The sequence below is a fragment of the Halalkalicoccus sp. CG83 genome (assembly GCF_037081715.1).
Classification (GTDB): Archaea; Halobacteriota; Halobacteria; order Halobacteriales; family Halalkalicoccaceae; genus Halalkalicoccus; species Halalkalicoccus ordinarius.
On the sequence record NZ_JAZDDH010000002.1, the window covers coordinates 404,490 to 423,376 of the forward strand.

At 66.4% G+C, this 18,887-nt stretch carries 23 protein-coding genes; 12 read left to right on the plus strand and 11 right to left on the minus strand.

From position 1 onward, the window contains the following. Positions 1-54: 54 nt before the first annotated feature. The 4 genes from V0Z78_RS15645 to V0Z78_RS15660 all read right to left on the minus strand — a co-directional run bounded on the left by V0Z78_RS15645 (position 55) and on the right by V0Z78_RS15660 (position 5,277). Positions 55-1,569 carry a carboxypeptidase M32 gene (locus tag V0Z78_RS15645; protein WP_336345602.1) on the minus strand — a complete coding sequence of 505 codons (1,515 nt, stop codon included), beginning with the start codon at positions 1,567-1,569 and terminating at the stop codon, positions 55-57. Positions 1,570-1,651: 82 nt separating this feature from the next. Beyond that, entirely contained in the window at positions 1,652-3,388 is a 1,737-nt protein-coding gene (locus V0Z78_RS15650) for a putative sodium/potassium/calcium exchanger (RefSeq protein WP_336345603.1), read from the minus strand. 63 nt (positions 3,389-3,451) lie between these two features. After that, positions 3,452-4,591 (minus strand): M20 family metallopeptidase, encoded by a 1,140-nt coding sequence (locus tag V0Z78_RS15655; RefSeq protein ID WP_336345604.1) that lies wholly within the window; start codon positions 4,589-4,591, stop codon positions 3,452-3,454. A gap of 431 nt (positions 4,592-5,022) precedes the next feature. Beyond that, on the minus strand, positions 5,023-5,277 hold the full coding sequence (locus tag V0Z78_RS15660) for a glutathione S-transferase N-terminal domain-containing protein (protein ID WP_336345605.1): 255 nt from the start codon (positions 5,275-5,277) through the stop codon (positions 5,023-5,025). A 139-nt stretch (positions 5,278-5,416) separates the two neighbouring features. Here V0Z78_RS15660 and V0Z78_RS15665 point away from each other — a divergent pair, with 139 nt between their 5' ends. Both V0Z78_RS15665 and V0Z78_RS15670 read left to right on the plus strand, forming a co-directional pair. After that, positions 5,417-5,659 carry a hypothetical protein gene (locus V0Z78_RS15665; RefSeq protein WP_336345606.1) on the plus strand — a complete coding sequence of 81 codons (243 nt, stop codon included), beginning with the start codon at positions 5,417-5,419 and terminating at the stop codon, positions 5,657-5,659. Between the two features lie 83 nt (positions 5,660-5,742). Then, positions 5,743-7,602 carry a PINc/VapC family ATPase gene (locus V0Z78_RS15670; protein ID WP_336345607.1) on the plus strand — a complete coding sequence of 620 codons (1,860 nt, stop codon included), beginning with the start codon at positions 5,743-5,745 and terminating at the stop codon, positions 7,600-7,602. 199 nt (positions 7,603-7,801) lie between these two features. Here the strand turns inward: V0Z78_RS15670 and V0Z78_RS15675 are convergent, their stop codons facing one another. Next, positions 7,802-8,080: a helix-turn-helix domain-containing protein gene (locus tag V0Z78_RS15675; protein WP_336345608.1), complete on the minus strand. Its 279-nt coding sequence runs from the start codon at positions 8,078-8,080 to the stop codon at positions 7,802-7,804. A gap of 97 nt (positions 8,081-8,177) precedes the next feature. Between V0Z78_RS15675 and V0Z78_RS15680 the strand changes: the two genes are divergently transcribed. The 4 genes from V0Z78_RS15680 (at position 8,178) to V0Z78_RS15695 (ending at position 11,842) form a co-directional block, all read left to right on the plus strand. Then, entirely contained in the window at positions 8,178-8,477 is a 300-nt protein-coding gene (locus V0Z78_RS15680; RefSeq protein ID WP_336345609.1) for an EMC6-like membrane protein, read from the plus strand. Position 8,478: 1 nt separating this feature from the next. Further along, positions 8,479-10,293, plus strand: coding sequence for a ribosome biogenesis/translation initiation ATPase RLI (locus V0Z78_RS15685; RefSeq protein ID WP_336345610.1), 1,815 nt, complete (start codon positions 8,479-8,481; stop codon positions 10,291-10,293). A gap of 132 nt (positions 10,294-10,425) precedes the next feature. Next, positions 10,426-10,620 (plus strand): cold-shock protein, encoded by a 195-nt coding sequence (locus tag V0Z78_RS15690; protein ID WP_006087767.1) that lies wholly within the window; start codon positions 10,426-10,428, stop codon positions 10,618-10,620. A gap of 466 nt (positions 10,621-11,086) precedes the next feature. Then, positions 11,087-11,842, plus strand: coding sequence for an SDR family NAD(P)-dependent oxidoreductase (locus V0Z78_RS15695; RefSeq protein WP_409338753.1), 756 nt, complete (start codon positions 11,087-11,089; stop codon positions 11,840-11,842). A 3-nt stretch (positions 11,843-11,845) separates the two neighbouring features. On the opposite strand, the gene V0Z78_RS15700 is transcribed toward V0Z78_RS15695, so the two are convergent. The 3 genes from V0Z78_RS15700 to V0Z78_RS15710 all read right to left on the minus strand — a co-directional run bounded on the left by V0Z78_RS15700 (position 11,846) and on the right by V0Z78_RS15710 (position 13,832). Further along, the gene (locus V0Z78_RS15700) at positions 11,846-12,823 is read right to left on the minus strand and encodes a DUF4382 domain-containing protein (protein ID WP_336345612.1); all 978 of its coding nucleotides are present in this window, start codon (positions 12,821-12,823) and stop codon (positions 11,846-11,848) included. 79 nt (positions 12,824-12,902) lie between these two features. Next, positions 12,903-13,271 carry a DUF7522 family protein gene (locus V0Z78_RS15705; RefSeq protein ID WP_336345613.1) on the minus strand — a complete coding sequence of 123 codons (369 nt, stop codon included), beginning with the start codon at positions 13,269-13,271 and terminating at the stop codon, positions 12,903-12,905. 39 nt (positions 13,272-13,310) lie between these two features. Continuing rightward, positions 13,311-13,832 carry an archaemetzincin family Zn-dependent metalloprotease gene (locus V0Z78_RS15710; protein ID WP_336345614.1) on the minus strand — a complete coding sequence of 174 codons (522 nt, stop codon included), beginning with the start codon at positions 13,830-13,832 and terminating at the stop codon, positions 13,311-13,313. Between the two features lie 40 nt (positions 13,833-13,872). Between V0Z78_RS15710 and V0Z78_RS15715 the strand changes: the two genes are divergently transcribed. The 3 genes from V0Z78_RS15715 (at position 13,873) to npdG (ending at position 16,358) form a co-directional block, all read left to right on the plus strand. Then, positions 13,873-14,262 (plus strand): UPF0146 family protein, encoded by a 390-nt coding sequence (locus tag V0Z78_RS15715; RefSeq protein ID WP_336345615.1) that lies wholly within the window; start codon positions 13,873-13,875, stop codon positions 14,260-14,262. Between the two features lie 31 nt (positions 14,263-14,293). Beyond that, positions 14,294-15,172 (plus strand): TIGR01548 family HAD-type hydrolase, encoded by an 879-nt coding sequence (locus V0Z78_RS15720; protein WP_336345616.1) that lies wholly within the window; start codon positions 14,294-14,296, stop codon positions 15,170-15,172. 517 nt (positions 15,173-15,689) lie between these two features. Further along, positions 15,690-16,358 (plus strand): NADPH-dependent F420 reductase, encoded by a 669-nt coding sequence (gene npdG / locus V0Z78_RS15725; RefSeq protein ID WP_336345617.1) that lies wholly within the window; start codon positions 15,690-15,692, stop codon positions 16,356-16,358. Here the strand turns inward: npdG and V0Z78_RS15730 are convergent. From V0Z78_RS15730 to V0Z78_RS15740, 3 genes are all read right to left on the minus strand, one after another. Further along, positions 16,346-16,648 (minus strand): HalOD1 output domain-containing protein, encoded by a 303-nt coding sequence (locus tag V0Z78_RS15730; protein WP_336345618.1) that lies wholly within the window; start codon positions 16,646-16,648, stop codon positions 16,346-16,348. The two genes, npdG and V0Z78_RS15730, sit on opposite strands and share 13 nt — an antisense overlap. A 56-nt stretch (positions 16,649-16,704) precedes the next feature. Beyond that, entirely contained in the window at positions 16,705-17,364 is a 660-nt protein-coding gene (locus V0Z78_RS15735) for a helix-turn-helix domain-containing protein (protein WP_336345619.1), read from the minus strand. A gap of 132 nt (positions 17,365-17,496) precedes the next feature. Continuing rightward, complete coding sequence (locus V0Z78_RS15740) at positions 17,497-17,766, minus strand: thioredoxin family protein (RefSeq protein ID WP_336345620.1); 270 nt, start codon at positions 17,764-17,766, stop codon at positions 17,497-17,499. Positions 17,767-17,877: 111 nt separating this feature from the next. On the opposite strand from V0Z78_RS15740, the gene V0Z78_RS15745 reads away from it, so the two are divergent. Genes V0Z78_RS15745 through hisE form a run of 3 tightly spaced genes read left to right on the plus strand, consistent with a single transcriptional unit; the run spans position 17,878 to position 18,866 of the window. Next, positions 17,878-18,039, plus strand: coding sequence for a preprotein translocase subunit Sec61beta (locus V0Z78_RS15745; RefSeq protein ID WP_336345621.1), 162 nt, complete (start codon positions 17,878-17,880; stop codon positions 18,037-18,039). A gap of 57 nt (positions 18,040-18,096) precedes the next feature. After that, a complete protein-coding gene (locus V0Z78_RS15750) occupies positions 18,097-18,561 on the plus strand; it encodes a bifunctional nuclease family protein (protein ID WP_336345622.1) in 465 nt (154 codons plus the stop codon). Next, positions 18,558-18,866 carry a phosphoribosyl-ATP diphosphatase gene (gene hisE / locus V0Z78_RS15755; RefSeq protein WP_336345623.1) on the plus strand — a complete coding sequence of 103 codons (309 nt, stop codon included), beginning with the start codon at positions 18,558-18,560 and terminating at the stop codon, positions 18,864-18,866. The genes V0Z78_RS15750 and hisE overlap by 4 nt, the downstream gene beginning before the upstream one ends. Positions 18,867-18,887 lie beyond the last annotated feature (21 nt).

Below are 18,887 nucleotides of genomic sequence, written 5' to 3' on the forward strand. Positions count from 1 at the left end.
CGTGTCGTGGGGGTTCGATGCGTCGGGCGGCTGATCCCGGGTCAGGTCGCGACGCTATAGGTCGTAGAGCTCGCCGTACTTCTCCTCGACGTACCCGAGAAAGTGGTCGGCGGTGAACGACTCGCCGGTCGCCTCCTCGATCAGCTCCGGGGTGGTGTAGCGACAGCCGTGGCGGTGAACGTTCTCCCCGAGCCAGTCGCGAAGCGGGTCGAACTCGCCCTCGCGGATCCGCCCCTCGAGGTCGTCGATCTCCCGTTCGGCGTGGGCGAACAACTGGGCGGCCAGCACGCTCCCCAGCGAGTAGGTCGGGAAGTAGCCGAAGGAGCCGTGGCTCCAGTGGATGTCCTGTAGACAGCCCTCCGCGTCGGTCTCCGGGCGGACGCCGAGATACTCCTCCATCCGGTCGTTCCACGCCTCGGGCACGTCTTCGACGTCGAGATCGCCCTCGATGAGTTCGCGCTCGATCTCGAACCGAAGGACGATGTGCATGTGGTAGGTGAGCTCGTCCGCCTCGACCCGGATGAGGTTGTCGTCGTACACCTGGTTTGCGGCCTCGTAGGCCTCCTCGACCTCCAGATCGGCGGTCTGGGGGAACCGCTTCTGGAAGCGGGGGAGAAAGAGTTCCCAGAACGCTCGTGACCTACCTACGTGATTCTCCCAGAGGCGGGACTGTGACTCGTGGACCGTGAGGTCGCGCGAGTCGCCGAGCGGCGTTCCGTACTCCTCGTCGGGCAACCCGAGCGTGTAGGTGGCGTGGCCGAACTCGTGGATCGTGCTCGTGAGCCCGCCGAGGGGGTCGGTGGCGTCGAACCGGGTCGTGACGCGGGCGTCGAACTGGTTGCCGATCGAGAAGGGATGCGGCGCGGTGTCGAGCCGGCCCCGGTCCCAGTCGTATCCGAGGACGTCGAGGGCGTCACGGGCGAGTTCCTCCTGGACGTTCTCGTCGAACTCGCCGGAGAAGGCGTCGGTCGCGAGTTCCGCGTCGCTGTCGGCGATCTCGTCGACCAGCGGGACGAGTTCGTCGCGCAGTCGAGCGAGCATCTCCTCGGCCGTCTCGAGCTCGATGTAGGGCTCGTAGTCCGCGAACAGCACCGCGTAGGGGTCGGCGTCGGGATCGATGTGTTCGGCGTACTCCTTCTTGAGTTCGAGCAGCTCCTCCAGGACGGGCGCGAAGATCGAGAAGTCGTCCTCGGCCTTCGCCTCCTTCCACTGAGGGAGCGCCTCGGAGGTGGTGCGCGAGATCTCCCCGACCAGGTCGGTCGGAACGCGGGTCTTTCGCTCGTACTCCCGGCGCACCTCGCGGACGACGGCCGCCTGATCCGGATCCAGATCGGCCCCCTCGAGCTCCGCGAGGTACTCACCCATCTCCTCGTCGGTGAACTCCTCGTGGATCACCGCCGAGAGCGTCGAGAGCTGCTGGGAGCGCGCCTGGATGCCCTCGTCGGGCATCTTGACCTCCTGGTCCCACCGGAGCATGCTCGCGCCCGCGCCGAGGTTCTCGATGCGACGGACCTTCTCGAGGAATCGCTCGTAGGTCGAGCGTTCGTCGGCCGCGGCTTCCGTAGCCATGACCCGCGGTTGGGAACGGTCGATCATGAACGCGGCGGTTGCGGTGATCCGATTCACCTCCCGTTCGTGGCGACGGCGTGGTTCAGTTCCCGACCGGCGGGCCGTCGTCTCCGCCAGCGTCACCGCTTCCCGGCGCGTCGTCGGGCGGCTGCTCCGGCGGTACGCCGTCTGGCGGCGCATCGTCCTGGTTCTGACCCTCTCCGGTCTGCTCTCCGTCGCTCGGCGCCTCCTCCTCTTCATCGACCGGGTCGTCCCCATCCGACTCGGCCCCGTCGTTCCCGGAGTCCTCGCCCGCTTGGTCCCCGTTCTGGTCGCCGTCGTCATCGGCGCCCGAGTCACCGGTCGCCTGATCGTCGCCGTCCGCCCCCTCGCCTCCGCCGGTTTCGTCGCCGGTCTGCTCGTCCGCGTCGGTTTGGTCGTCGCCGCCGTTCTCATTTCCCTCGTCCTGATCGCCCCCTCCGTCGGTCTGATCGTTACCGCCGCTCTCGTTTCCCTCGTTCCGATCGTCTCCTCCGCTAGCCTGGCTGCTCGTCTGCCCGTCCTCATCGTTCGTTTCGTTTCCGTCGGTGGCCTGCTCGCTCACGTCGGCTTGACCGTCGCCGTCGCTCTCATTTCCCTCGTTCTGATCCTCCCCGCTGGCCTGGGCGTCGCCGCTGCTCTCGTTTTCCCCGTCCTGATCGTTCCCGCCGGTGACCTGATCGCTCGTCTGTCCGGCCTCGTCGCTCGTCTCGTTCCCGTCATCGGGCTGATCGTCCGCGTCGGCCTGGTCACCGCCGTTCTCATTTCCCTCGTTCTGCTCTCCCCCATCGCCGGTTTGTCCACTCTCGCCGGTCGTGTCGTTCGCTTCACTGGTCCGATCGCCGCCCGCGTTCTGGCCACTGCCGGCGTTCCCGTCTCCCTCGTCGTTCGTCCCGTTCTCACCGACTTGTTCGTCCTCGTCGTTCGCGTCGTCGTTCGTTCCGTTGGTCTGGCCTTCGTCGGCCTGGTCGGCCTCGGTCTGGCTATCGCCCGCGGCCGTCTGGTCGTCTTCGGTCTGCGTGTTCTCGCCGCTCTGACCGTCTCCGTCGGTCGTCCCATCCTCCTCGTTGGTTTGCCCGCCCGCGTCGGCCTGATCGGTTTGGTCGTCTTGGCCGTCGTCGGTCTGGCCGCCATCAGTCTGGTCGTTCTGGCCGCCGTTCTCGGACGGAGCGTTCTCGTCGGCCTGCTCGCCGCCGGAGGTTTGCTCATCGTTCGTCTCCGTATCCCCGTCGTCCTGTCCCGACTCGACCTGATCGCTCTCGCCGGTCGGCGTCTCCTCGCCCTGGTCCGCCCCGTTCGCGGGCTCCTCATCGCCGGTCTGGTCCTCGTCGGTCTGCTCGTCCGCGCCGTCGCCGTCCGAAGCACCGCTCTCAGCGTCGTCGCCGCCGAAGTCGATGAGCGGGCTTCCTTCATCGCCGCTCTCGTCCGTCTGATCGCTCCCGCCGGCCTCGTCGTTCTCGTCGGGTTCGGTAGCTCCGGTCTGGCCGTCCGGATCGTCCGAGCCGTCATCGGACCCGTTCGCTCCGTCGCCGTCCGCGTCCGCGTCGGTACCGTTATCGGACTCGTTCGCCGATCCGCCTGCGTCGGCGTTTCCGGTCCCGTTGGCTCCCGACGCTGCCTCGCCCGTGTCCTCCCCGGACGAGCCGGTGAGGCCGAGATCGAACGCCGGGAGTCCGAACGTCGCGAGGAGGCCGACGACGAACAGCACCACGCCTGCGACTAACAGCAGTTTCTGTGACCGTCGCAACCCCGACTGCTCGTTCCTGCGGGGTGGCTGGTCTGGAATCTGCGATCGACTCAAATCTGGCGGCGCTACGCGGTCCACGCGGAAAGGTCTGCGGTTTCCCCCCGCGTCGTCTCCCCGTCAGCCCGTATGGGCCGTCTCGGCGATCGCGCGATACCCACGATAACACCGCTCCAGGACGTCGATCGAGACGCTCTCGGTCGCCGTGTGGGCCTCGCCCGGCTCCGAGGCGCCGTAGATCAGACACGCCGTGCCGGCGTCGGCGAGCCAGCCGGCGTCGGTCGCGTGAGGTTTCGTTACCGCTTCAGGCTCGCCGTCCTGGGTTGCCCGTGCGGCCTCGAGCATCCGATCCGCGAACGCCTCGTCCGCACACTGCATCGGCCGCAGGTCCTGATCGACGCTCCACTCGACGCCCTCGCCGGCGACCTCCTCTAGGGGGGCGCGCTCGCCGGGGACCGTCCGTTCGTCGACCGTAACCGAACAGCGGTCGGGGACGACGTTCATCGCTGACCCACCGTCGATCTCGGTGACGACGACCGTCCCCGACAGCCGGTTGCCGAACACCTCGACGCTCGGTACCTCCATCGATCTGACCTGTTCGACGGCATCGCAGGCTCGGTAGATCGCGTTCTCGCCGGCCTCGGGTTCGTTCGCGTGCGAGGCGGCTCCTCGGGCGGTGATCGTGCTCCCGCGCCGGCCCTTGTGGGCGACGACGACGTCCGTGAGGCCCTCTTCGGAGTAGTTCGTCGAGCCCTCACCGACGACCGCGAACTCGGGTGAGAAGCCGTTCTCGATCGCGTGACGCGCGCCGACACCGCCGCGCTCCTCGCCGACGAAACTCGCGAAGACGAGTTCCGTGCCGGGCTCCGCGTCGTCGGACTGCGTCCGGCCGTTCGAGCCACCTGGCAACCCGCTGTCGCGAAACGCACACATCGCCGCCGCGAGCGACCCCTTCATGTCGGCGGTGCCTCGTCCGTAGAGCCGACCGTCCCGCTCCTCGACGACGTACTCGCCGTCCTCGGTCTGTTCGTCCGCCGGCGGAACGACGTCGTGGTGGCCGACGAACGCGAGCGATCGTTCGCCCGTTCCTCGACGGGCGAACACGTTGCCAATCTCGTCACGCTCGACGTCGGCGTCCGTCTCGACACGGAGCCACGACTCGATCGCGTCGCCCGCGGCGGTCTCGTCGTCGTGGCTCGGGATCGAGACGAGCTCCCGGGTCAGCTCCGACACGTCGGTGGTGCTCTCGCTCGCGGTCATATCCAGTCGAGGGCGGGCGTCGCCTTAGACCTCACTCCTCGGTCAGCTCGTCGGCGTTCTCGCGGTAGGCGCGGACCTGATCGCACGCCCGCCGGAGGTGCTCCTGTAGCTCGCCCTCGTCGTCGCCGGACTGCGTCCGGCTGCCCGAGGAGCTTCGTTCCTCGCCGTCCTCCTGGGGGCGGGTAAGCTCGTCGTGGATCGACTCCAGACGATCGGGCTTCGGGTCGTTCCCCTCGCTCTCGAGGCGCTCGGTCGCCTGCGCGAGGCCGTTCAGTGGCTCGTTGAGGTCGCCCGTGTCCTCCTCGCGGGCGTGCTGTCTACCGTCGATCGTAACTGTCTACGCGAATTCGTCGGAATCGCTCAGCGAACTCGTTCGATGGATTACGATCGAGGGTAGAGCTCCGTCCGGACCTGGCCGAGATCGGGATCGCTCACGAGTGGTGTTCCTCCAGGTGTTCGACGATATCGTCGCTCTCGTAGAGCGTCTCGCCGCACTCGGTGTCGACGAGAAACGGGATCTGGTCCTCGCCGCCGATCGCCTCCATCGCCTCCCGCGTCGTCTCGTTTCTCACCTCGCCCTCGTGGGTTCGGGGGTTGTGCGCGACGTACGAGAGTCCCAGATCGGTCAGTTTCCCGCGGACGTCCTGGGAGTGCGGGCAGTCCTCCGCCTGGTAGAGTTCGAGCATCGCCTCCCGGTAGGTCGGCGATGCCCGTCAGCGTGATGCCGTCTACTGCGTGTCGCCGAACTGCGTGGACCGACCGCTATCCCGATGGGCCGCCTACGAACGGTACGGAAGAGCCACGCCGACCCGTCACGATCACCGATTGGGACGCGATCACCGCCGAACCCGAACGGTTCTGTGTGGAGGAGCGTTTCACACGGAGAGCGACGCAGCGAGCCGTAGCGTCGGCAGCGCCGCGATCGAGGTTCGCGCGGACGAGCACGTCGAAGACAGCGTGCCGTGTTACGAGATCGGTGCCGCGGTCGAGACCCTCGAGTTCGACCACCACGGAGGCGAGATCACCGTCGAGAGCGAGGAGCTGCGCTACAGGTTCCGTCGGCCCTGAACGGCCGATCGGCCGTCCGCCCTACGCCACCACCGACCGATCGATGAAATACCCTTATCAACGATCCGGCCATACGGACGGCCATGAAGATTCTTCCGGACACGAGCGTGGTCATCGACGGCCGCGTCTCCGAGCGGATCCGAGACGGCGAGTTCGGCGGGGCGACGGTGCTCATCCCCGAGGCGGTCGTCAGCGAGCTCGAACACCAGGCCAACGAGGGGATCGACAGCGGATGGAACGGGTTAGAGGAGCTGAACGCGCTGGCCGAACTGGCCGATGCCGGCGAGATCGATCTGCAGTACATCGGTCGGCGGCCCGACGTCATCGAACGGGGCCAGGCTGCCGAGGGCGAGATCGACGCGCTGATCCGTGACATGGCGGCCGAACACGAGGCACGCTTCGTCACCAGCGACATCGTCCAGAGCGAGGTCGCACAGGCGAAGGGCCTCGACGTCGAGTACATCGCTCCCGTGGTCGAGGAGGTCGGGACCCTCGACGTCGAGGAGTACTTCGACGAGCAGACGATGAGCGTCCATCTCAAGGCCGGCGTCGAGCCGATGGCCAAGCGCGGCAACGTCGGCGAGATGCGCTTCGAGCGCGTTCGAGAGGAGGTCCAGACCGAGGAGGAGATCGAGGAGATCGCCCGCGAGATCGAGAACGGCGCCAAACAGTCCTCCGAGGGCTTCATCGAGCTCTCGGAGCCCGGAATGCGGATCGTCCAGTTTCGCGACTACCGGATCGCGATCGCCCGGCCGCCGTTCTCGGACGGGATCGAGATCACCGCGGTCCGCCCGCTCGTGAAGACCGACCTCGAGGACTACGCGTTCGCCGACGAGCTTCGCGAGCGCATGCTCGAGCGCCAGCGCGGCATCCTGATCTCGGGCTCGCCCGGGGCAGGTAAATCGACGTTCGCCCAGGCCGTCGCCGGCTTCCTCTCCGAATCGGAGTACTCGGTGAAGACGATGGAGAAGCCCCGCGATCTACAGGTCGGCCCCGAGATCACCCAGTACACCGAACTGGGGGGCTCGATGGAGAAGACCGCCGACTCGCTGTTGATGGTGCGACCCGACTACACCATCTACGACGAGGTCAGGAAGACCAACGACTTCGAGGTGTTCGCCGACATGCGCCTCGCGGGCGTCGGCATGATCGGCGTCGTCCACGCCACCCGCGCGATCGACGCGCTCCAGCGGCTGGTCGGCCGCGTGGAACTCGGCATGATCCCCCAGATCGTCGACACCGTCGTCTACATCGAGGCCGGACAGGTCCACACCGTCTACGACGTCACCACCGAGGTGAAGGTCCCGGCAGGGTTGACCGAGGAGGACCTCGCGCGTCCCGTGATCGTCATCCGGGACTTCGAGACGGACGAGCCCGCCTACGAGATCTACACGTTCAACCGCCAGGTCGTCACCGTCCCGCTCGACGGAGGGGAGGAAGAGGAGGAGGGTGGCGTCGATCGAATCGCTCGCCAGGAGATCGAACGCGAGATCCGCTCGATCGCCCGCGGCCACGTCGACGTCGAGCTTCAGGGGTCGAACTGTGCGATCGTCTACGTCGAGGACGACGACATCTCCTCGGTGATCGGAAAGGGCGGCGGCCGGATCACCGACGTCGAGAACAGGCTGGGGATCGACATCGACGTCCGCACCCACGACGAGAACCCGAACTACGGCTCGGGCGGCGGTAGCGGAGGCGGCGAAAGTCCCCAGCAGCGACACGGCGAGGTGGTCGTCCCGGAGATCACCTCGAGACACGTCCGCATCGAGACCGACCAGGCCGCTGCCGGTCAGACCGTCGAGGTACAGGCCGGCGGCGAGTACCTCTTCACGGCGACCGTCGGCCGCGGTGGCGACATCCAGGTCTCGCGGGGCAGTGCCATCGCGGACGAACTGGAACGGGCGATCGACCGAAATCAGCAGATCACGGTCGTCGCCGAGTGAGGCGGTAACGAGCGATTTTTGGAGGAGGTCTTTGCGCGAGGGTGAACGGAGCGAATCCGAGCCGAAAAAGGTCAGCGTGTGACAGTTAGGTCTCGCGGAGTAGCGCCATTGCGGATGAACTGAAACGGGCGATCGACCGGAGTCAGCGGATCACGGTCGTCGCGACGAAGAGTTCAGGAGCGGTCGATCGGCTCAGCCGTCACTCGGCACAGCAGGCCTCGTCGGGGCCGCCGTCGGCGACGACGGCGTCGCCGTTCAACGTGTAGAGGTTCTGCCGGGCGTCCGCGAAGTAGATGTCCTCGTCGACGATCTCGATCTCCTCGAGACGTTCGAGCGCGTAGCGGACCGTTCGGGCCGAGAGCATCGACTCGCTGACGATCTGTTTCTGCGTGAGCGAGCCGTTGTACTCGAGTACCTTGAAGACGAGTTTCGCACTCGGGGGGAGATCCTCCAAGGAGTCCGCGTCTGATCCAGCCATTACACCGAGTCAAGAGGCGCCACGAGCATAAAGGTTGATCATCCGCCTCACACGCCGAAACGAACGGTTTTTGCGTACCGACGGCCGACCGATACGCATGGCAACCGAAGCGATCGAGCAGCGGTCAGCCCACGTGCGGGCGGTGACGGTCACCGCACTGTGCTCGCTCGCGGGGATCGCCGCGGGGATCGCCTCCTCGGCGCTCGCCGCGGACGCCGGCGATCCCATCGCGCTCGCGATCCTGGCCGCGTTCGTACTGATCCAGTTTCCCCTGCTCTCGATCACGGGGATCGTCGAGGAGTTCTCGACGAAGGACAAGCTCTTCATCGGCTTCATGAGCTTCTGTCTCTGGTTCGTCACCTGGGGCATCCTGCTCACCACGGGAGTGACGATCTGACATGGCCGACGATAGCATCGCCGTCGTCGATCTGGATCGGTGCCAGCCCGACCGGTGTAACTATGAGTGTGCCAACTTCTGTCCGCCCAACCGCACCGGAAAGGAGTGCATCACGCTTCGCGGCGAGGACGCCGATCAGGGCGGCCCCGACCAGGTGCGCATCTCCGAGGAGATCTGTCTGGGCGAGACCTGCGGGATCTGCGTCGAGAAGTGTCCGTTCGACGCGATCGAGATCATCAACCTTCCCCAGGAGCTCCAGGACGATCCCGTCCACAGGTACGGCGAGAACGCCTTCTCGCTCTACGGGCTGCCGATCCCGATCGAGGGGCAAGTAACGGGTATCCTGGGTCCCAACGGGATCGGGAAGTCCACCGCGGTGCGGATCCTCGCAGGCGAGATGACGCCCAACCTCGGCGACTACCAGCAGGACCCCTCCTGGGACGCCGTCCTCGACGCCTACCGGGGCACCGAGCTTCAGGACTACGTCCGCGAAGTGCGCGACGGAGAGGTCTCGGTCGCGCGCAAACCCCAGTACGTCGATCGGATCCCCGACCAGTTCGACGGCAACACCCGAGAGCTCCTCGAGCACACCGACGAACGGGGCGTACTCGAGGAACTGGTCGAGCGCCTCTCGATCACGCCGGTGATCGACCAGGAGATCGACGAGCTCTCGGGCGGCGAACTACAGCGGGTAGCGATCGCCGCCTGCCTGGCGCGAGACGCCGACTTCTACTTCCTCGACGAGATCACTCCCTACCTGGACATCAGCCAGCGAGTGGCCGTCGCTCGGCTCGTCCGGGAACTCGCGGAGGAGGGCGACCGATCGATGCTCGTGGTCGAACACGACCTCGCCATCCTCGATCTGCTCTGTGACAACCTCCACGTCGCCTACGGTGAACCCGGCGCCTACGGCGTGATCACCTCGCCCAAGTCGGTCCGAAAGGGGATCAACGAGTATCTCCAGGGCTACCTCGACAACGAGAACATGCGGATCAGGCCGGAGGCGATCGAGTTCGCGCGCCACGCCCCCCGGACGGTCTCGCGCAGTCCCTCCCTGGTCGACTACCCCTCGATGGAGAAGTCCTACGGCGAGGACGCCTTCTCGCTCTCGGTCGAGGGCGGCACGATCCGAGAGGAGGAGGTGTTGGGCATCGTCGGCCCCAACGGGATCGGCAAGTCGACGTTCGCGAAGCTGCTCGCGGGCCGCCTGGAGCCCGACGAAGGCGAGTTCGAGACGAACCTCTCGATCTCCTACAAGCCGCAGTACGTCGAGATCGACAAGCCGATGCGCGTCGACGCCTTCCTCGCCTCCATCACCGATCGGTTCGGCAGCTCACACTGGAACACCGAGATCGCAAAACCCCTCCAGCTCCAGCGGATCATGGAGCAGGACCTCACCGACCTCTCGGGCGGCGAGCGCCAGCGCGTCGCGATCGCGGCGTGTCTCTCGGAGGACGCAGACCTGTTCCTGCTCGACGAGCCCTCCGCCCACCTCGACGTCGAACAGCGGGTGCTCGCCACGCGGGCGATCCGCCGATACGCGGAGACCCAGGACGCCACCGTGTTGGTGATCGACCACGACATCTACATGATCGACCTGCTCGCCGACCGACTGCTCGTCTTCGACGGCGAGCCCGCACACGAGGGTCGCGCGAGCCAGCCCAAAGGCATGCGCGACGGCATGAACGAGTTCCTCTCGAACCTCGACGTGACGTTCCGGCGCGACGAACGCACGGGCCGCCCGCGGATCAACAAACCCGACAGCCAGCTCGATCGCGAACAGAAGCGCCAGGGCGAGTACTACTACGCCCCGTAGCGCTCCAGTCGCTCGCTACCGCGCCGGTTCGGCCGGTCGTGAATCCATCGTGAGGCCGTCCGTGTGGTGAATGAACACGGGTTATATTATCTCGGAAGCGTTATACGTATGTCTCCGTTGTGTTCATATGTAATGGCGAAAGGCAACGTTGATTTCTTCAACGACACTGGCGGCTACGGTTTCATTTCGACGGACGACGCGGACGACGACGTATTCTTCCACATGGAGGACGTTGGCGGTCCGGACCTCGAAGAAGGTACAGACATCGAGTTCGACATCGAACAGGCCCCCAAGGGCCCCCGGGCGACCAACGTCACCCGCCTCTAAGGCGGTGGACGGCGGTTTCAACGGATCTAGCAGCTACTCTTCCTTTTTGGGAACTCGTACGGCTCCGGAGTCGAATCTCTCCCTACTTCCATCGCCTCGATCGAATCCGTCCGCCGGAGAGGTCGACGCCCAGGACCACGGCTCGATCGCGGGGTAGCTCGTGACCCATATCTCCAAGCCCGCCGCCGTAGAACCGTGGAACGTATATCCCTGACCGAATTCTGCGGGATCGTTCCACGCGAACGGGCGAACCATCTGAAGCCCCTCGGCGCTGGCGCGCTGTCGGCGGGATCGACGGGATCGGTATCGACAGAGGAGCGGAGTTTCGAGATCACAGCTCCCGAACGGCCGTGTCGAACCGTCGTTACCGTCATCGACTGAGGGTTCGAGCGTGGGACCGGGAGTTCGGGGAACGGAGCGTCGACCGAGCGCTTAAGCCCCTCCCGGTCGACGCCCCGGCATGTCGATCCTTGACGCGTTCGCTTGTTCCGACAGAACCGCCGTCGTCACCGGCGCGAGCCGCGGCATCGGCCGGGCGATCGCGCTCGGACTGGCCGAGGCCGGCGCGGACGTCGTGCCCGCGGCCCGCTCGGAGGACGCGCTCGAAACGGTGGCGGAGGAGATCGAGGACCGCGGCGGCGAGTCGCTCGTCCATCCGACCGACGTGACAGACGAGGACGGCGTTCGTGAGCTGTTCGACCGGGTCGACGAGGAACTGGGATCGGCTGACGTCCTCGTCAACAACGCGGGGATCAACCCCGACGACGCGCTCGGAACGCCCGAGGCCATCGAAATGGAGGGATACGACCGGACGCTCGACGTCAACCTCCGGGGTGCCTTCCTCTGTACGAAGGTCGCGGCCGAGCGCGAGCTGGGATCGGTCGTCAACGTCGCGAGCGTCGGCGGCGTCGTCGGCCTGCCGCGCCAACACCCATACGTCGCCTCGAAACACGGTCTCGTCGGGCTGACGAAGAGCACGGCGATCGACTGGGCGCCCGAGACCCGCGTGAACGCGGTCGCGCCGGGCTACGTCGCCACCGAACTCACCGAGGAGGCGATGGAGAACGAGAAACTACGCGAGTCGCTGCTCTCGCGGACGCCGCTCGAACGCTTCGCCGAGCCCGAGGAGATCGCCGCGCCCGTCGTCTTTCTCGCGAGCGAGGCGGGCTCGTACGTCACCGGGACCTGTCTGAACGTCGACGGCGGCTGGTGTGCGCGTTAGCGGTCAGTTCCCGGAGCCGTCGTCGTCGTCGGGAGCTCGTTCGTCGCCGCCCGTACCCTCGTCACCGTCGTCGGTCCCGGATGCGCCATCGGACCCGTCCGATCCGCCCCCGTCTCCCGCTTCCGGATCGTACTCCTCGTCGCCGTAGAGTACCTGCGTTCCGGTGGCGACCGGTTTGATCAGGTAGCGGTTGCCGCGTCCGAGTCGAACCGGGGCGAAGTCCGCGATGAATCGGGTCACCTCGTCCGCGCGGATCTCGAAGGAGTGCTGGAACTGTAGGGGGGCGTTGCCGGGCGTCTTGACCTCCGCCTCGCCGCCGTCGGCGAGCGTGCCCTCGACCCCGCTCACGTTGAGCTGGAGGAACCGATACTCGCCGACGGCCAGTTCGGTCTCGTCGATCAGCTGGGTGTTCACGCCCTGGAGCCGAACGAGGTCCGCCTCCTGTGGCTCGTCGAACTCGACGTAGTATCGTCCCCCGCTCTCGTCGGGCGCGTCCCCGGTTCCGTCGTCGCCGGCCGTCTCGTTCTCGTCTCCCTCGTCATCAGCCGCGTTCTCGCCGTCGTCGCCGGCCGTCTCGTTCGTGTCGCTCCCGTCGTCCGGTCCGTGGTCGTGTCCCTCGTAGGCGTCAACTTCCGGCTCCTCGGGCTCGTCCTCGTCGGTCACGTTCTCGTCCGTTTCGTCCTCATCGCTCCCGTCGTCGTCCGTCTCGTTCTCGTCGCCTTCCTCGTCGGCGTTCGCGGGCTTGACCCAGATCCCATCGACGGTGACCACGCAGGACTCGAAGTCGTCGATGTCGACGGGCTGGTCGGTCACGCTCGTCGCGAGCGTTCCCGTCCCCGATTCGCCGGACCCGCTCTCCTCGCCGTCGTCGTTCGCGTCACCCTCGTCGGCCGCGTCCTTCGAGCCGCCGGCGGCACAGCCGGCCAGCAGGCTGCCGGTCACCGCGGCACCCGTCGCCTTGATGTACTGTCTTCGCTCCATATAACATACATATAAATATAGTAATAAATATGTTTCTGCGGCGTCAACTGTGGATCGACGCTGGCGTTCCGTCGACCCGTTACTCCTCGTTCAGGATGCTCTGGATCGCCTCGACGAGCGCGCCGAAGCGGTCCATCGTCAGGTCGCCGGTCGTCACGTAGACTCCCTCGTCGTCGGTGATCACGCGGACGAGGTGTCCCGCCGTGAACACGCGGATGGTGTACTCGTACTCCCCGAGTTCGGACCACTCGTAGGTCCGCTGGCTGGAGAATCCCTGCCGTTCGTTCTCGACGAACGCCTCGGGGTCGTCGCCTCGTTCGAGGTCCTCACGCAGATAGAGGTGGTCGTATTCGTCGGGGGTGAAGTAGGTGATGCTGCGTAGCTCGTCGCCTACGGTCGTTCGACACGCCGATAACAGCTCCTCGGTCGTCTCGTCGGAGAGCGCCATGTCCATCGGTTGGAGACGACGGCGGATCAAACCCTCGCCTCAGAGGACGGATCGCTGACAGGTCCCACAGAGGTTCTCCTCCTTGATGTCGACCTCGCGAACGGTGGGGGAGAAGTTCATCACGCAGCGGCTGTTGTCGCAGTGTTCCAATCCCAGGGTGTGGCCGATCTCGTGGACGACCTCCTTCCGAACCCGATCGCCGAAGATCTCGCCGGCGCTCTTCTCGGAGAAACCGCCGTCGCTCGAGGTCTGGAGCCGGTAGGTCGAGATGACGCTGCCGTTGCCGTCGAGATAGGCCAGTCCGAAGACGTAGTTTCGCCGCCGGTAGAAGAGGTCCTTCGCGGTCACCGCGATGTTCTTCTCGCCCGACCCGATCCGACTCGCGAGTTCGATGAACTCCTCGGCTCGGTACTGATCGCGGCTCGAGTCGTACGCGCCGGAGGGGATCGACTGCTCGTCGTGGACGGTAACGTCACAGTCATACACCGACCGTAGCCCCGTCGAAGCCTCCCGTTTCACCGCCGCGGGAAGCTCCCCGACCGGCACGATGTCGACATGCATGAAAAGGGATATGGGGTGGCGAATGATAAATACCACGGCCATGAAATCGCGGACGCAAGCGGCGCTCGTGGCGGCGCTCGACCCGTACGAGCGACTCGCCGAGATCGGCATCGGCCGCCGGACCGACGTCGCCGCGGCGCTCGCTGCGAGCGGTACGCGGGTCGTCGCCACCGACGTCCACCGGCGGTCGGTCCCCGACGGAGTACGCTTCGTTCGCGACGACGTTACCCGTCCCGACCCGTCGGTCTACACGGACGTCGAGGCGATCTACGCGCTCAACCTCCCGCCCGAACTCCACCGCCCCGCGTGGTCGCTCGCCCGACGGACGGGAGCGGACTTCCTCTTCACGACGCTCGGGGGCGACGCTCCCGAGGTCCCCGTATCCCGACACACTCTGCCGGGCGAGACGCTGTTCGTCGCGGAACGATAAGCCCCATACCCCTCGGGTCGAACCTCCCCGTATGCACGCGGACAGCGTCGTCCTCGACGTCGACGGGGTGCTGGTCGACGTCGCCGACTCCTACCGCCGGGCGATACTCGAGAGCGTCGAGCGGGTCTACGACGACACGATCGATCGCGAGGGCGTACAGGCGTTCAAGGATGCCGGCGGGTTCAACAACGACTGGGAGCTCACCGACGCGGCCGCGCTGTACGTCCTCGCGCGACAGGAGGGCTACTCCGAGTCCGTCGAGGCGTTCGCCGACCGAATCGCCGACCGTGGCGGCGGACTCGTCGCGGCGGAGGCGTGTCTCGAGGCGATCCTCGCGGACGAGGCCGCCGACCGCGTTCACGGCCGGTGGAATCCCGAGCGACTGCGCGAGGTCTTCCAGTGGCTCTACCTCGGCGCCGACCTCTACCGGCAACTCGAAGGAGGCGAGAGGCCCTCGGGGGTTCCCGCCGACCACGCCGGCTACGTCCACGACGAGCCCGTGTTGGTCGAGTCCGACACGGTCGAACGGCTCACGGAGCGCTTCGACGTCGGGGTCCTGACGGGGCGACCGGCCGCCGAGGCGGAGATCGCCCTCTCGCGAGTCGGCCTCTCGGTTCCCGACGATCACCGTTTCACGATGGACGACTGGGAGGAGGGAAAGCCCCACCCCCGCGCGCTGGTGGCGCTCGCGGACCGGTTCGACGCCGACGCCGTCGCGTTCGTCGGCGACACGCTCGACGACGTCCGTACGGCGACGAACGCGGCCGCGGCCAACCCCGACAGGGACTACTACGGGGTCGGCGTTCTCACCGGCGGGCTGCGCGGCGAGGAGGGACGCGCGAAGTACGAGGCGGAGGGTGCGGCGGCAGTGCTCGACTCAGTCAACGACCTGCCAGACCTGCTCGAATAGTCCTCAGTTGGCCGGCGAGACCAGTCGTGTCCGCCCCCGGGTTCGAACGGCTCGACGTCCCCACCGGCCTCGTCCGCTCGGTCACGGATCGCCCGCGCGAGGGTCACGAGATCGCGGCGTTCGTCGTTCGAGCGAAAGCCGAGCTGGATTTCGTCGCTCCGCCCCGCCACCCGGAGGTGAAGCGAGAAACCGGTCGGACGCACGACTGGGGCCATCGCCTCGACATCGACGTAGCGTACCCGGATCGTCCCCGGATTCTCGGCGGCCTCAGCCCCGCTCACGTCGAAGGGATCGTACAGGCCGAGCCCCTCCGAGAGGTGGGCGAACAGGCCGTTCGGCGTCCCGCCCACAGATCGGGCGAGCGGTCCCCGGCGTGTCGGCGCGATCAAGAAGACGCCTTGCTTGAGGAAGACCCACCGGGTCGCGCGCAGTCCCCTGGATCGACTCATAACCCTTGTGATCGATTCCAGGCTGCCACTCTCGGAACCTTTAGGCCGTGCCCGTCGTCAGTTCGCGTATGCGAATCGCACTCTGTGGCGGCACCGGCGACATCGGGGAGGGGCTGGCGCTGCGCTGGGCTCACGATACGGACCACGAGATCCTGATCGGCTCGCGCGATCCCGAGAAGGCTCGCGCGAAGGCCGAGGAGTACGAGACCGAGCTCGACGAACGGGGGATCGATCGAACGGTCAAGGGGTTCGAGAACGGGATGGCGGCCGACCGCGCCGACGTGGTCGTGCTCGCGGTACCTCCCTACCACGTCCGAGACACCGTCGAGGGGTTCGCGGACCGTCTCGATGCCGATACCGTGCTCGTCAGCCCTGCCGTCGGGATGCAGCGCGACGACGCCGGCCTGCACTACCACCGCCCCTCCGAGGGAAGCGTCACCGCCGTCGCCGCCGCCACCGCCCCCGAGGACGTTTCGGTCGTCGGCGCGTTCCACAACCTCTCGGCGGGACGGCTCGCGGACCTCGACGCCGAGCTCGACCAGGACACCCTGCTGGTGGGCAACGACGAGGACGCCGTCGACGTCGTCCGGCTACTGACCGAGGAGATCGAGGGGCTCCGGCCGCTCTACGTCGGGCCGATCGACAACGCCCCCGAGGTCGAGTCGCTGACGCCGCTGTTGATCAACCTCGCGACGTACAACGACGATCTCCACGACGCGGGCGTTCAGTTCGAGTAGTCGCCGGCCGGCGTCGCGTGGACGAACCCGTCGTCGGTGACGGTGACCACACAGTCGAGATAACGAAACGAGACGGAGACGGCGCCCTCCGACGAGCACTCACCGAAGAGGTCGGCGAGGGCGTCGGGGTCGATCCAGCCGTACAGCGGCTCCATCGTCGTCGGATCGCGACCCGTCAGCGTCCCCACCGTCTCGACGACCGTCGCGCTCAAGGCCCACCGGTCGTCCCACTCACGGACGATACCCGATTCCTCGAGCGAGGCGACGGACGTCGTGAGGTCATCGGTCATACACTTAATACGATAACTACGTCATTGAATCCATCTACTGAATACGCCGGTCTTTATTACCTCTCGTGGGCCCCGAGCTCCGAGAACTGCGCCTCGACGAGCCGCCTCATCGCTCGTCGCAGGCGTCCGCCCGCGGCGGTCGAGGAGATCCCTAACTGCCGACCGAGCTCCTCGAGCGTGATCCCGCGGGGCTCCTCGAAGTAGCCCGCCTCGTACGCCGCCAGCAGCAGCCGGCGTTGGGGCTCGGTGAGGCCGACCTCGGCGGTGGTCAGGTCGTCGGCGTTGTAGAGGCGCTCGGTCCGGAAGTCGACCCCCCGATCGATGCAGGAACGACGGAACGCGACGAACGCCTGGCGATCCGGCAGCTGGACGCGGACCAGCCAGCCGTCGTCGGCGGTCCGTGCCCCGATGAGCCCGCCGCCGCGATCGACCAGTTCGGGCATGATCAACAGCGCGTCAGAGGAGAGCGCCACTCGGTAGATCCGTCCTCGGGCGACGGTGGCGACCGATTCCGAATCGACGACCGTCTCGTCCGTCGCGAGGGCGGCCTCGAACCCGCCGAAGTCGTCGTTCGACACGGTGACGTGGTAGAACCCGATCCAGCGATCGGGCGACAACAACGGATACCACGCCGTCTCGATCGTCGATTCGGGCGCGCTTCGGATCGTCCCCATCAGCACCAGTCGTGGATGGGAGAGCTGGATCTCTCCGATCATGGTCGTCACTCGTATGGCGCACGTCGTTCCGGCTCCGTCACCTGCCGGTTACCTCATGATCGATAACGGTATTGCATCTAATAAGGCTAGCGTCCGAAAGAAAACTCGATCGAGAACCGACGCGGTCGGGGTTTAGGCGCCCGCTTCCTCGAGAGCGTTCTCGAGGTCGTCGCGCTGGGTGACGCCGACGAACCGTTCGACGACGCCGTCGTCGTTCTCGATGATTAGCGTGGGTAGCGACCGGACCTGGTACTCGTTGGCGGTCTCCTGGTCCTCGTCGACGTTCACCTTCTCGACGCTGAATCGGTCGTCCCAGTCCTCCTCGAGCTCCTCGAGGATCGGGTCCTGGGTCTTACAGGGTCCACACCAGTCCGCATAGAAGTCTTTCAGGGTTACGGCCATCGTTCACCGGTCCTAACCCTGCGCCGCGCATAAGCGTTTCCCACTCGTGCGTCTTCGCCGCAGTCTCGATCACCCGAAAGACTTACGCCCGGACGATGGCGAGACGTAGCCATGAGCAGCGGACAGAACAGCGGCGGGCTGATGTCGAGCGCGGGATTGGTCCGGTACTTCGACTCCGAGGACCGTAACGCCCTCACCTTCGATCCGAAGACGATCATGGCGGTCTGCGTCCTGTTCGGGGTCTTCGTCCAGGTCCTGAACGCCGTGATGTGATCGGGTCGCCGAGGGCCACACAGTAGGTCTTTAGGCGTTCACCACGTCGAACCGGTCATGAACGCAAGCATCGATGCGGTGCGTGTCGCCGGCACGCCCGAGGGACCGGTCCCCGTGGTCGTCATGACGGCGGAGGGGGCCGACGGCGTTCTACCCATCTTCATCGGCTTCGAGGAGGCGAACAGCATCGCCCACGGACTCGACGCCTACGACATCGGTCGCCCGCTCACACACGACCTTCTGCTCGACGTAATGGAGGAGCTCGGCGGACGGATCGATCGCGTCGAGATCACCGAGATAAGCGAGGAAGGGACCTACATCGCGGACATCCACATCGAGGGGCCGCGTTCGTCGGTAGTGGTCGACGCCCGTCCCAGCGACTCGCTCGCGCTGGCCGCCCGAACGAACGCCCCCATCGAGATCGCCGAGTCGGTGTTCGAACGGGGTCGCCAGGCGGGCGAGCAGTTCGACGACCTCGCGGACATTCGCGAGATCGGCGAGCTCGTCGAGGAGGAGCCGTGAGCGGTCCCGACGCCGACCTCGACGCCGCGGTCCTCGACGAGCTGTTCGCCGTCATCGAGGACCGCAAGGAGACGCTCCCCGAGGACTCCTATACGGCGTCGCTGTTCGTCCACGAGAAGGGCGAGAACGCGGTCCTCGAGAAGCTGGGCGAGGAGACGACCGAGCTGATCCTCGCCGCGAAGGACGACGATCACGAGGAGATCGCCCACGAGTCCGCGGACATCGTCTATCACCTGCTCGTCCTGCTGTCGATGAAGGGGATGGATCTCGAGGACCTACGGGCGGAGCTCGAGGAACGACGGTAGGGCGGCCTCGTCGAACGCTCC

Excerpts from the sequence above, each read along its gene's own strand:
- V0Z78_RS15730 (WP_336345618.1), bottom strand. The coding sequence starts at position 16,648 with ATGACCGATGACCTCACGACGTCCGTCGCCTCGCTCGAGGAATCGGGT.
- V0Z78_RS15745 (WP_336345621.1), top strand. The coding sequence starts at position 17,878 with ATGAGCAGCGGACAGAACAGCGGCGGGCTGATGTCGAGCGCGGGATTG.
- V0Z78_RS15645 (WP_336345602.1), bottom strand. The coding sequence starts at position 1,569 with ATGGCTACGGAAGCCGCGGCCGACGAACGCTCGACCTACGAGCGATTC.
- V0Z78_RS15690 (WP_006087767.1), top strand. The coding sequence starts at position 10,426 with ATGGCGAAAGGCAACGTTGATTTCTTCAACGACACTGGCGGCTACGGT.
- V0Z78_RS15670 (WP_336345607.1), top strand. The coding sequence starts at position 5,743 with ATGAAGATTCTTCCGGACACGAGCGTGGTCATCGACGGCCGCGTCTCC.
- V0Z78_RS15675 (WP_336345608.1), bottom strand. The coding sequence starts at position 8,080 with ATGGCTGGATCAGACGCGGACTCCTTGGAGGATCTCCCCCCGAGTGCG.
- V0Z78_RS15740 (WP_336345620.1), bottom strand. The coding sequence starts at position 17,766 with ATGGCCGTAACCCTGAAAGACTTCTATGCGGACTGGTGTGGACCCTGT.
- V0Z78_RS15655 (WP_336345604.1), bottom strand. The coding sequence starts at position 4,591 with ATGACCGCGAGCGAGAGCACCACCGACGTGTCGGAGCTGACCCGGGAG.
- V0Z78_RS15705 (WP_336345613.1), bottom strand. The coding sequence starts at position 13,271 with ATGGCGCTCTCCGACGAGACGACCGAGGAGCTGTTATCGGCGTGTCGA.
- V0Z78_RS15735 (WP_336345619.1), bottom strand. The coding sequence starts at position 17,364 with ATGATCGGAGAGATCCAGCTCTCCCATCCACGACTGGTGCTGATGGGG.
- V0Z78_RS15710 (WP_336345614.1), bottom strand. The coding sequence starts at position 13,832 with ATGCATGTCGACATCGTGCCGGTCGGGGAGCTTCCCGCGGCGGTGAAA.
- npdG (WP_336345617.1), top strand. The coding sequence starts at position 15,690 with ATGCGAATCGCACTCTGTGGCGGCACCGGCGACATCGGGGAGGGGCTG.
- V0Z78_RS15660 (WP_336345605.1), bottom strand. The coding sequence starts at position 5,277 with ATGCTCGAACTCTACCAGGCGGAGGACTGCCCGCACTCCCAGGACGTC.
- V0Z78_RS15715 (WP_336345615.1), top strand. The coding sequence starts at position 13,873 with ATGAAATCGCGGACGCAAGCGGCGCTCGTGGCGGCGCTCGACCCGTAC.
- V0Z78_RS15720 (WP_336345616.1), top strand. The coding sequence starts at position 14,294 with ATGCACGCGGACAGCGTCGTCCTCGACGTCGACGGGGTGCTGGTCGAC.
- V0Z78_RS15750 (WP_336345622.1), top strand. The coding sequence starts at position 18,097 with ATGAACGCAAGCATCGATGCGGTGCGTGTCGCCGGCACGCCCGAGGGA.
- V0Z78_RS15700 (WP_336345612.1), bottom strand. The coding sequence starts at position 12,823 with ATGGAGCGAAGACAGTACATCAAGGCGACGGGTGCCGCGGTGACCGGC.
- V0Z78_RS15680 (WP_336345609.1), top strand. The coding sequence starts at position 8,178 with ATGGCAACCGAAGCGATCGAGCAGCGGTCAGCCCACGTGCGGGCGGTG.
- V0Z78_RS15685 (WP_336345610.1), top strand. The coding sequence starts at position 8,479 with ATGGCCGACGATAGCATCGCCGTCGTCGATCTGGATCGGTGCCAGCCC.